The 9,692-nt window shown below is 60.0% G+C and carries 12 protein-coding genes and 1 pseudogene; 4 read left to right on the top strand and 9 right to left on the bottom strand.

Going from position 1 to position 9,692, the window contains the following annotated elements; all coding sequences use genetic code 11:
• The first annotated feature begins 22 nt into the window (after positions 1–22).
• Positions 23–619, top strand: a complete 597-nt coding sequence (locus tag V6R85_RS18215; RefSeq protein WP_336377113.1) for an isochorismatase family cysteine hydrolase — start codon at positions 23–25, stop codon at positions 617–619.
• Here the strand turns inward: V6R85_RS18215 and V6R85_RS18210 are convergent.
• The 5 genes and pseudogenes from V6R85_RS18210 to V6R85_RS18190 all read right to left on the bottom strand — a co-directional run.
• Positions 617–1,266: pseudogene (locus V6R85_RS18210) on the bottom strand (ATP-binding protein); the annotation flags it as partial. The gene V6R85_RS18215 and the pseudogene V6R85_RS18210 overlap by 3 nt on opposite strands.
• A gap of 213 nt (positions 1,267–1,479) precedes the next feature.
• Positions 1,480–1,695 (bottom strand): hypothetical protein, encoded by a 216-nt coding sequence (locus V6R85_RS18205; protein WP_111834020.1) that lies wholly within the window; start codon positions 1,693–1,695, stop codon positions 1,480–1,482.
• A 171-nt stretch (positions 1,696–1,866) separates the two neighbouring features.
• Positions 1,867–3,717 carry a type IV secretory system conjugative DNA transfer family protein gene (locus tag V6R85_RS18200; protein WP_111834021.1) on the bottom strand — a complete coding sequence of 617 codons (1,851 nt, stop codon included), beginning with the start codon at positions 3,715–3,717 and terminating at the stop codon, positions 1,867–1,869.
• Positions 3,718–3,783: 66 nt separating this feature from the next.
• Positions 3,784–4,116, bottom strand: coding sequence for a hypothetical protein (locus V6R85_RS18195; RefSeq protein ID WP_129565371.1), 333 nt, complete (start codon positions 4,114–4,116; stop codon positions 3,784–3,786).
• Positions 4,117–4,119: 3 nt separating this feature from the next.
• Entirely contained in the window at positions 4,120–4,593 is a 474-nt protein-coding gene (locus V6R85_RS18190) for a hypothetical protein (RefSeq protein WP_223568710.1), read from the bottom strand.
• Positions 4,594–4,786: 193 nt separating this feature from the next.
• Here V6R85_RS18190 and V6R85_RS26060 point away from each other — a divergent pair, with 193 nt between their 5' ends.
• Positions 4,787–5,482: a hypothetical protein gene (locus tag V6R85_RS26060; protein ID WP_442892977.1), complete on the top strand. Its 696-nt coding sequence runs from the start codon at positions 4,787–4,789 to the stop codon at positions 5,480–5,482.
• Here the strand turns inward: V6R85_RS26060 and V6R85_RS18180 are convergent.
• Positions 5,365–5,847 (bottom strand): MobC family plasmid mobilization relaxosome protein, encoded by a 483-nt coding sequence (locus tag V6R85_RS18180; RefSeq protein ID WP_336377112.1) that lies wholly within the window; start codon positions 5,845–5,847, stop codon positions 5,365–5,367. The two genes, V6R85_RS26060 and V6R85_RS18180, sit on opposite strands and share 118 nt — an antisense overlap.
• Positions 5,844–6,650: a MobA/MobL family protein gene (locus V6R85_RS18175; RefSeq protein ID WP_336377111.1), complete on the bottom strand. Its 807-nt coding sequence runs from the start codon at positions 6,648–6,650 to the stop codon at positions 5,844–5,846. The genes V6R85_RS18180 and V6R85_RS18175 overlap by 4 nt, the downstream gene beginning before the upstream one ends.
• 256 nt (positions 6,651–6,906) lie before the next feature.
• Here V6R85_RS18175 and V6R85_RS18170 point away from each other — a divergent pair, with 256 nt between their 5' ends.
• Positions 6,907–7,776: an NYN domain-containing protein gene (locus V6R85_RS18170; RefSeq protein ID WP_111834039.1), complete on the top strand. Its 870-nt coding sequence runs from the start codon at positions 6,907–6,909 to the stop codon at positions 7,774–7,776.
• Positions 7,766–8,047, top strand: a complete 282-nt coding sequence (locus V6R85_RS18165; RefSeq protein WP_111834023.1) for a mobilization protein — start codon at positions 7,766–7,768, stop codon at positions 8,045–8,047. Before V6R85_RS18170 ends, V6R85_RS18165 begins: the two co-directional genes overlap by 11 nt.
• Positions 8,048–8,248: 201 nt before the next feature.
• Here V6R85_RS18165 and V6R85_RS18160 read toward each other — a convergent pair whose 3' ends face one another.
• Both V6R85_RS18160 and V6R85_RS18155 read right to left on the bottom strand, forming a co-directional pair.
• Complete coding sequence (locus tag V6R85_RS18160) at positions 8,249–8,908, bottom strand: outer membrane protein (RefSeq protein WP_060723868.1); 660 nt, start codon at positions 8,906–8,908, stop codon at positions 8,249–8,251.
• Between the two features lie 208 nt (positions 8,909–9,116).
• Complete coding sequence (locus V6R85_RS18155) at positions 9,117–9,500, bottom strand: ester cyclase (protein ID WP_060727154.1); 384 nt, start codon at positions 9,498–9,500, stop codon at positions 9,117–9,119.
• Positions 9,501–9,692: the final 192 nt, after the last annotated feature.

The raw sequence follows: 9,692 nt of genomic DNA, 5'->3' as shown, positions 1-9,692 counted from the left end.
TGCGACCGACAGGACCGATCTCATGACAGAACCATCCAAGAGGGCGCTCATTCTCATCGAATATGTCAACGACTGGCTGTCGCCGACCGGCGGCATCTATCCCTCATTCCAGGATCGCGAACAGGTCGATACAGCGATTGCCAATTCGAAGGTCATCCTGGCGAAAGCCCGCAGTCGCGGCATGCATGTGATTCACGCCTCACTAAAATTCGAGCCGACCTTCAAAGTGCTCGGCGAAGGCAAGTACGGCCTGCGCAAGATGATGCGCGATTACGGCTCATTCCTGGGCGAGCAGGCAGAGTTCTTCCCGGGCTTCGAACCCGCCGAAGAGGAATTCGTCGTACGCGAGCGCGGCGGTGGCAGCAGCGTTTTCGTGGGCACAACGCTCGACAGCTATCTTCGCAACAACAGGATCTTCGAAATCTACCTCGCCGGCTTCTCGCAACGCCAATGTGTCGAATCCTCGATGCGCAACGCGCACGATCTTGGCTATCACACGAACGTCGTCTACGACGCTTCGGCTGGCTACACCCGCAAGCAGCAGGACGATTTTGTGACTGAGATTGCGCCCTTCTACGCCAATGCCATCACCACGCAGGACTTCGTGGCACAGGCGTAGCAGCCGAACAAACTTCGGAAGTTCAGCCAATTTCTCGACGTCAGCAATATCCCGCAAGTCGCGTGTCAGGATCGAGGTGAGATAAGATCGCGCCCAATCCTGGCACCGGCGCTCACTCTCGCGGCTAAGGGCTTCGGGGAACCCGCCGAGCAAAACCAACTGAACCAGATCGTCGCCAACAACTGCATTCGGCTGATTTTTCAGCTTTCCTTCAAACAATCCTTCAAGAAAGCTCGGGGAACTCCCGGCGATCTCGGCCCTCGCCAAAGGAAGCATTTGGATAGTTTCCATGCGTCCTGCCAAGCTATCAGCGACTTTCGGCAGCGTCAGCACATTGGCCGACCCGGTCAGGAGAAACCGACCGGGACGGTAGTCTTCATCAACAGACTTCTTGATAGCCAATAGAAGGTCCGGCGCTCGCTGCACCTCATCGATGATGGCTTGATCGAGACCTTGGATAAAACCGACTGGATCATTCCTGGCGGCTTCCAGTACCGTCTGATTGTCGAGCGTTATGTAGGTGCGTTCCGAAGTGCCCATCTTCTTGACAAGCGTTGTTTGCCTGCCCGGCGTGGTCCAATTATCAAAACGACGGGCGTATCGGACAGCGCCTCATCTGCCCGCCGCTCTACAAACCGCCCAAACATTCAGCACTCCGAATCTCCGCTGATCGGGACCATCGTATTCGGCTATTTGGAAGTCAATATCCGGCAGATTGGAAGTTAAGTGGCCGATATTTGCGACGAGAAATGCAGGGGAGGACGGATCCACGATACGGAAATTCCGGAAAACATGCCGACAATACCCGTAGACGGCTTAGGCCGGCGCTTTTGCACCGCCGGCCACTGTCCGCAATGCTCTTAGGCGTAAAAATTGGCACCGCCCGATGCGATCGCTTTTCGCACCGTTTCCAAAACTTTATCTGCGGTGCAATCCGGGCTGAGCGTGCGACCTCGTGCCAGGTCCGCGATGGCGAGTTCACAAGTCTCTTTATCAATTCTCAATGTATGGAATGTCTCTTTCCATTCACCATAAACTTTCTCTGCCACATCCATTGCTGTAAGAATTCTTGTCATCAATATTTCTCGTAGGTTTAAAACTGCACAAGGTCTCATCTCGTCACCGCCTTGCGACCAAAGTGGCAACTTACAGTGAGTATACATCGGAGAACTATAAGATTTTCCCACGCGCGCCATTAGACTTTTAGCTTCAGGCGTCCGATCTCCAGAGCCTTCAAACCTGTTGCCCTACACCATAGGATTCCGATCCAGCTTCGCCCGATATACCGGATGACGGTGCGACACGATCGCGTCAACCAGTGCCGGCGGCTTCGAACCTGTCAGCAGCAGCATCTTGCCGGTCTTCATTTCCAGGATCTGATCGGCGGTCATGAGCTTCTGGCGCTGCTCAGCGGTTGAGGTCTTACGGGCCTCGCCGAACTTCGCGGTCGACTGCCTGGTGCGGGTCAGCACTGTCTGATCACCAAGAGCGTTCGCGGCCCAATTGGCGGTTTCGAACTCCGCTCTGCCGAGGCCGAAAATGCGGGTGGTGACGCAGGAGCCGAGAATGCTGGCGGTGTCGCCCTTGCCGTAGACGCTTTCGATCTGGCCCTTGTCCTGGGTAATGAACAGTGCCTCGATGCCGCAGCCGGCGGCGACGTTGGCGATGTTGATCAGCTTTTCCATTCTGCCGAGACGAACAAACTCGTCCAAGACCAGCAGCACGTTCCTTTTCGGCTTCTTCGCGCCTTCGAGGCGTACGGCCATGCCGAGAATGATGTTTGTCAGCAATCGGAGAAAGACGGCCTGGGCTTCTACCTGGTCGAGTGGCACGACCATGAAGAGGTCGGCGCGGCCCTCGAACAGGTTTCCGAGCGAGCATGTCGAGGTGCTGAGAAAGGCGCGCAATTCGTCGGAACGCGCCCAATCGAAAGCCTTCTTGATCGTCGTTTTGATCGCGCCGCGCTCGTTCTCGCCGGCTGCGAGGAAGGTGGCAGCGGCGGCAGCAGGGCGGGTGCCGAAGGTTTCCGGCGCTCCAGCCCATTCCGTCAGGGTCTTTTCAAAGCCTGCGGAAAACAGCAAGTCCATGACGGTGATCAGGTTGCGATCGGCTTCCGTGCGCCTTGTCATGACGACCTCGATCACGGCGGCAATCATGGATTTCGCCATTTCGGCAAAGTGCGCGCCGTTTCCGCTTTCCGGCCGAACAAGGCCTTCGGCAATGACTTCGATGTCGCGGACGGGGTGCGCTTGCCGGATATAGTCGAGCGGATTGAAGCTGTCCCTCGACGGCTCGATGACGCTGAAGGGATTGAGAACCACGACCTGACGCCCGAGCGATTGGCGATAGCGGCGGGTGACGGCGAAGTTTTCTCCCTTGATGTCGAGAACGGCGACCGGGCCGTCATGGTCGATGATGGCGGGAATGACGACGGACACGCCTTTTCCGGCGCGTGTGCCGGCGATGGCGACATGATGGCCTGCACGCCATCCGGTTTTCGGGTTGGGGCGGTAGCGCAGCATTGCACCGCCGGAGAGACCGAGCGGCAAGCCGCTGTCGTTGTGCCGGAGCTGGCGCAGCTCGTGGCGGTTCATCCACCGTGCGCGCCATGGGCCCTGTTTGGAAATGCGGCTCGATGATGCCGGGGCGGCAATCGAGATCGCTCGCAGAATGAGGAACAGCGGCACAGGCAGGCCAATGGCGAGGCTGGTTTGCACGCCAAGCTTTTGCACCTCAGTGAAGCGATCCCAGGTCGAAACCATGCCTCGAATGCTCTCGATTCCGGAATAGCCGGCATTTCGCCAAGCCTTGAAGCTGTCGAGCAGGACGCCGGCCGCAATGGTCGGGTCGGTAAGGGCGAGAGCAGACGCGGCAAGGAGGGCAGCCCCCACAGCCAAGCCCGACGCGCTACGGACGCGGCCCTGGGTGTCTCCTGCCAAGGTTAGCAGCGCAAACCCAAGAAACATGACGAGGATCGCGGCGCGCGCGTTCTGGTAGATGGGTGGCCAGAACAAGGGCGTTGTTTCCATCAGCAGGAAACCTGCCGCAACCACGGCAATGGAAAGGGCATAGCGATAGGGCTGAATGATCAAATTCATGAATCGAAACTCCAGAAGGAAATAAGGGTCAGTTGCGACCGTGACCGGGCGCGATCGGTCGGCCTGTCACGTCTGCTGCGCGACCGCCTCCAGCATCGCTTCGGCTTGCTCCAGCAGGGCGAATGCTTCCATCAGCCCGGTTGAGGCCGTGCCGCTGGAAGGATTGCCGGAGGCGAGCCAGGCGTTCATGAAGGTAGCCTGTGACGCGATGAGCGATTTCAGCGATCCTTCCAAAGCCGCTTGCCGATTTTCGATCATGTCGGTCGAGCGTTTCTCCAGCGCCTCGAACTGCGCGGTTCCGTTCTGCAAGGCGTTCATCAACGTCTCGACGTAACCCAGCAATTCGCGTTCCAGCGGCGACAGGGTCTCGGGCATCGGTGGTCTGGTGGTTTCGGTCATCGGTCAATCTCCCTGGGCGATCTTCAGGCATGGGGTTTTGTCGGTCCCTGCCTGGCAGGTGATCAGTTGAAGGCGGTTGACGTCCCAGGTGAGGACTTTGCCGCTGCCGGTCTGGTTGATCTGCAAGCCCAATTGCCAAAGGCTGGCGCTCTGGGCGCGGTCGATCATCAGGCCCGCCCAAAACCAGCTCGCGGTGAAGCTCAACAGGATGATCAGAAAGGCCACCGCGCCCATGGTCAGGAAGAACGGCTGCACCATCGACCGAAGCCGGTTCACGTCCGCCTCGGTCGTCGTCAGTGCCTCGCTCAAGTGCTGTCGGTTCGCGTCCGTGAAGCTGCGGATATCGGTCTCGATTGTAGCTTGCGCGCGCTTCAAGGCTTCGCTCCAGTCGGTCTCGAAGCTCATCGGGAGCGATGGCGTCGAGCCGGCTTCCGGAGCGGCTGGGCTCGCCAGACGATCTTTCAAGCGCTCGCTCAAGGGTATTCTCTCGGGTCCAGTCTTCACGGAACAGGTCTCCTTTCAGGCGCCAGCGCTCGTCCGTCTCGGGATCGCGTACGGTGATGTAGTTTTTTCCGGTGCGCGGCAGGTCGAACCCCGCCGCCGTCAAAGCCTCGGTCATGCTCGGGCGGTCGCGGATGTCGCCGGTCTCGATGCGCTGGACGATCCAGTCGTGAATCAACTCACGGGCATCGCCACGCCTCACGCTCTCGATGAGGCTGACGGTCTCACGGGCGCGCTCCGGCGCCATTGGGTCATTCCAGCCGTGTTCCTTGTTCAGAACATCGCGCAGGGCGTCGTAGTGCTTCTGGTAGCCGGGCGGCGCAATGTTGAGGCTGCGCCCGCTCGCAAGCTCCATGCGTGGCGTCACGAAATGCAGCTCGACGCGGCCCTCGTGGGTATGGCGGACCCAAAGCATATCGCGCTGGTCGGCTTCGAGGCCGGCAAAGGCAAGGTTCTCGAAGGCGTCCATCACCTGCCGTTGCTGGGCAGGGCTCGGCCCGTCTTCAGCCGTGAAGGCGATGACGCCGGCCCGATAGGTCCACTGGTGTGGACAGGCGTCGATCAGCGCGCGCATGCGGTCGGCATCGCCGCGCAGCACTTCCGGCAGGGGCTCGCGGGCAAACAGCATGATCTCGCCGCGCTCGTCGCGGATCGCGTTGCGGTTCTGGTCGTAAGCGACGACGTCGCGCTCGACCAGGTAGTCAACCGGTCCCGATCCGCCGCCCTGGCCGTTTCGGAAAAACTTGATCAGCACGGCGCGTCATCCTTGGCCGTGAACTGCTCAAGGGTTTCCGATAGCGCCCGCTCGATGGCGACCAGGCGCGTGGCAACCGTGATTGCGTCGATGGCGGACACCTGGCCCTGAACCTGGGCCGCGTTCAGCCATCGCGCGATCTGGTTGAGGTTGCCGCCGATCCGGGCGACGGCGCGCACCAGCTCCGGGTCCACCTTCGGAACCGGACGGCGGCGGCGCGCCTCGGTGAGGCCGAGCGCTTCCCGCATCAGCGTGGCGAAGGGCAGACCGGCCCGCGCAGCGCGGGCGGTCAGCGCCTGCTTTTCCGATGCGGTGCAGCGGAAAACCACGACGGCATTGAGTTCGCCTTTGGGCGATCGCCGCGTGCTCTTGGTGGGGGTTGAAGGGGAGGCCTGCCTCCCCTCACAAGGCTCCCTGTCAGAAGGCTCGCCGTATGACAGGGGTCGCCTTGCTCCCTTCAAATCGCCGTCCGTCATGACGCCCTCGGAAGGTCGGTTTGTCGGGGAGTTTCGGTGGCAATGTGGTCACGGCGGCGGCTGAAGAAAGCGATCCAGTCCAGGGCACCTGGGCTCGTCTCGTCCGGTGGCCAATATCCCGGCAAGGCATAACCTGGCTTGCCGGTTTTCACGGTTCGCAAGCCCAGGGTTTCGATAGATGGAAGCCCGTGACGGCGTAGCCAGGCGCACCACTGCTCGACCTGATCCGCCTTGGTCTCAGCCACGAAAACGAGCGGGACGGCTCGCCGCGTCTCGACGCGCAGCGGGGCGTAGTCGTGCGGGTTAGGTCTATTTATTTTTTCTTTCTCTGGGTTTGGTGGACATATTTGTCCCCCTTCGCCGGACACATCTGACCGCCTTTTCAGCCGAATTTGACCGCCTTTGTCAGGGTAAAGGGTGACAACTTTGTCCGTCTTTTCCCGGGCGTCCGATGCGCGTAAAATCGATGGTTCTGAGGGACGATATTCCGTGTTGTACCCGACGCCATTTCCGCGCTGGATGTCGAACCATCCTTTGACCTCAGGTTCATGGACGGCGCGCTGAATAGTCTTGACGCTCTTGCCGGTCGCGTCGGCAATCGTTTGATAGGACGGCCATGGGGCATCGATACCATCGGGCAGAATGATCTCCGTGTGAACGACACCGGTCTTTGCGATGAAGTCATGGATAATGCCGTCACGCTGGTTGAGGATTTTGCTGGCGGTGCGATAGGCGATGGCGGCGACGGCACTTTTGCCGGCACTGCGGCCGACCGGTTTTACACTGCAATGATAGATCGCCATGCCGGTCTCCCGATAAAACGCGCCGGCAGAAAAACCCGATTCCGCCCCGTCCCGGCCGCGGGTCACCGGAAACAACCGGACGTCAGCCCTTGGATGTCTTGCCTGCCGCCAGGGCGGCAACTCGTAAGTGCGCCCTTGTCGAATTCAGTCTAGCGGGACGGGGGATGGCTGGCTCTATGGTGAATTCACCAGAATGCCCTGCAAAACGATCCTCGCTACCATCGGCCCTGTGACACCGGGAGCAATGGAGATGGTGATGGATGCGGTCAGGTTCGCGAGGTCGAGGGCAAGATCAGGTGCCAACGCGGAATATCCAAACTCAGGCAGCGTCACGGGCGGGCATGGCCCAAGGCTGGCGGTGCTGATCGATGGTGACAATGTCTCGCCGGAAATCGTGGACGGGCTGTTCGGCGTGATCGCGATGCTGGGAGATGCAACGGTCCGGCGTCTCTATGGCGACTGGACACAGGCAACCATGAGGGGCTGGAAAAGCCGGCCTGGCGATCACGCCATCCAGCCGGTTCAGCAGTTTGCAAATTGTCCGGGAAAGAACGCCACCGATGGCGCCATGATCATCGATGCGATGGATCTTTTGCACCGGAACCGCCTCGACGGTTTCTGCATCGTCTCGAGTGATGGCGACTTTACCCGGCTGGCGGTACGCATCCGCGAAGAGGGGATCGCCGTGCACGGATTTGGTGGCCGGCAGACACCGTCTTCCTTCATTGCCGCCTGCAGCAGCTTTACCCGTTTCGACAGGCTGCGGCCGTCCAAAGAGATGCGGTGGCTCTCCGCCACAACAGCAGACGCAGAGCGAACCGCCGGCAGGGAAACAGATCTCTCCGCCCATGTCGCGCAGCAGATGCTGGCGATGATGGAAGAGGCCGTGTCTGCCAGTATCGAGGAGGACGGCTGGTCACCTCTGGCGAAGGTCGGTCTCTGGCTTGCCTTGCATGAGCCGGCGTTCAATCCGCGCCACTTCGGTTTTGCCGGACTTGGCGGTTTCGTTGAGGCCTGCCCTGCCATAAACGTCCGGCGCTGTGGCGAGGGCGGTCATCTGGTGAGGGTGAGGCTGATGGAGAACAAGGCCCCCACAGCTTGCGAGGTAACCCGTGATGGTGCGTAAACCGGTTGCCCGTCGCATCGAGGAACTGGAGGCACGCAAGCGCTCGCTGATGGCACGGCTTGCCGCACGGGAACGGCGGCTTGAGGTACGGCGGAAAATGCTGCTGGGCACGTGGGTGGTCAGCGAACTTCGACAATCGGCAGAGGGGCCGGACGTGCGGATGTTGCGCGACTTGCTGCGGCGTCAGCTGCCGCAGATGACGCCGCAGGATGCCGATCGTCAACTGCTTGAGGATTTGCTCAATGGGGAAAACGCGGACGGGAACGGTTGACGTTTGCTGGCGGTTGGCGGGAGCGTGCCTGACCGTGTCCGGTGCTGGTCGGCGTTTTCAATCATTGTGGTGCCATGAGGCGTGGCGAACAGGTCGCTCGCACTTGTTTACCCCCGGTTTGTCGCTCTCCTGCCTTCGGAAAAGGACAAGGAAAAAGCCCGGCACGATGGCCGGGCTTTCGCTGTTTCTTGTCCGGGTGGATCAGAATTTTACGCCGAGGCCGACGCGGATTGCATGCTGGTCGACATCTGCGTTGATTGCAGCGCCACCGAAATTGAAATCCTTGTCGCCGAAGTCGGTGTAACGGTACTCGATGCGTCCGAACACCATGTCGGTAAACGCGTAGTCGAGACCAACGCCGACGGTGTAACCGTTGAAGGTTTCCTTCACGTCGGCAACGCCTGGAACTTCCGCATAGCCGCGAGCGTAGGCCCAGCCTGCGGTACCATAGACCAGTGCACGGTCAAATGCGTAGCCAACGCGGCCGCGGACCGAGCCCTGCCAGTCGAACCCGTAGTCGAAGCTTGTGCCCAGAATAGTGGCGGAATCGTCGCCCCAGTTCTTTTCGAAGTCTGCTTCAAGGCCAACGACCCAGCTGTTGCCAAGGTCATAGTTGAAACCGACGAACCCGCCGGCAAGAGCGCCGTCAAAGTCTGCGGATGTTTCACCTGGAAGGCCCACGATCGAAGCGTCGTTTTGATTCCAGCCGTAACCGGCCTGGACACCGGCTGTAAATCCGGTCCAGCTGAACAGCGGTGCAACGTCTGCTGCCGGGGCTGCAGGAACTTCTGATACGGCATCGGCCGCCATTGCAGTCGATGCGGCGAGCACGAATGCGATAGTCGATACGATTTTCTTCATAGTCTCTGAACTCCCTTACATGAGAGATCATTCATATGCGTTTTCCCTGAAAAATGATGTAACCTTTGTGCAACGCCCACGATCTCGGCGACTGTCTGCATAAACTGGAGACTGCCCGGGCGCGGTGGGAAGTCGCTTGCGATCGCGCTCGTCAGGGTAATTTTACGGGCCTTTGCCGGCCGCAGATGTCTTTGCAAGGCCAAGGCCGTCACCCAAGTTGACGTTCGATTGCGGCCTTGTCGATGACCGACCAGACCCTGCGGATTTTCATGTGCTCAAATTCGTAGAACACATGCTCGCAGAACTGAACCCTCCTGCCATTGACCGGAAGGCCCATGAAGGTGGCCCCGGGCGTGCAATCGAACGAAAGCCGGGCGGCGACCCGGGTCGCGTCGCTGACAAGGATCTCTGCCTCGAACCGCAGGTCGGGAATGTCGGCAAAGTCGTTCTCCAGCATGTCGCGATAGCCCGACAGCCCGAATGGTCGGCCGTTGTGTTCGACTGTATCGTCGACGAAGGTGCCGAGTTCATCGAAGGCCTGACGGTTGAGGCAGTCGAGATAGGCGAGATAGATGTCGTGAAGTGTCGGCATGGGTTTCTCCATATCGATTAAACGTCAAACCGGTTCCGGCATCAGCGCCGCGGCAGCCGTTTCGTGCGAGGCTCGCGAGTACGTTTCGCCGGCAGAATAACGGTCCGTTACTGAGCAGGCGCAGTTTTGGATGGTCAACCGGTGACGAGTTTGCAACTGCCGCTATGAAGCCGGTAGAACCCGTCCTGCGGA

Source organism: Agrobacterium sp. CCNWLW32 (assembly GCF_037083425.1).
GTDB lineage: Bacteria > Pseudomonadota > Alphaproteobacteria > Rhizobiales > Rhizobiaceae > Agrobacterium > Agrobacterium radiobacter.
The sequence above is the reverse complement of the archived record's forward strand: the minus strand, read 5'-3'. Positions and strand labels throughout refer to the sequence as shown.

Excerpts from the sequence above, each read along its gene's own strand:
- V6R85_RS18175 (WP_336377111.1), bottom strand. The coding sequence starts at position 6,650 with ATGGCGATCTATCATTGCAGTGTAAAACCGGTCGGCCGCAGTGCCGGC.
- V6R85_RS18195 (WP_129565371.1), bottom strand. The coding sequence starts at position 4,116 with ATGACCGAAACCACCAGACCACCGATGCCCGAGACCCTGTCGCCGCTG.
- V6R85_RS18170 (WP_111834039.1), top strand. The coding sequence starts at position 6,907 with ATGGATGCGGTCAGGTTCGCGAGGTCGAGGGCAAGATCAGGTGCCAAC.
- V6R85_RS18215 (WP_336377113.1), top strand. The coding sequence starts at position 23 with ATGACAGAACCATCCAAGAGGGCGCTCATTCTCATCGAATATGTCAAC.
- V6R85_RS18160 (WP_060723868.1), bottom strand. The coding sequence starts at position 8,908 with ATGAAGAAAATCGTATCGACTATCGCATTCGTGCTCGCCGCATCGACT.
- V6R85_RS18205 (WP_111834020.1), bottom strand. The coding sequence starts at position 1,695 with ATGACAAGAATTCTTACAGCAATGGATGTGGCAGAGAAAGTTTATGGT.
- V6R85_RS18200 (WP_111834021.1), bottom strand. The coding sequence starts at position 3,717 with ATGAATTTGATCATTCAGCCCTATCGCTATGCCCTTTCCATTGCCGTG.
- V6R85_RS18180 (WP_336377112.1), bottom strand. The coding sequence starts at position 5,847 with ATGACGGACGGCGATTTGAAGGGAGCAAGGCGACCCCTGTCATACGGC.
- V6R85_RS18165 (WP_111834023.1), top strand. The coding sequence starts at position 7,766 with ATGGTGCGTAAACCGGTTGCCCGTCGCATCGAGGAACTGGAGGCACGC.
- V6R85_RS18155 (WP_060727154.1), bottom strand. The coding sequence starts at position 9,500 with ATGCCGACACTTCACGACATCTATCTCGCCTATCTCGACTGCCTCAAC.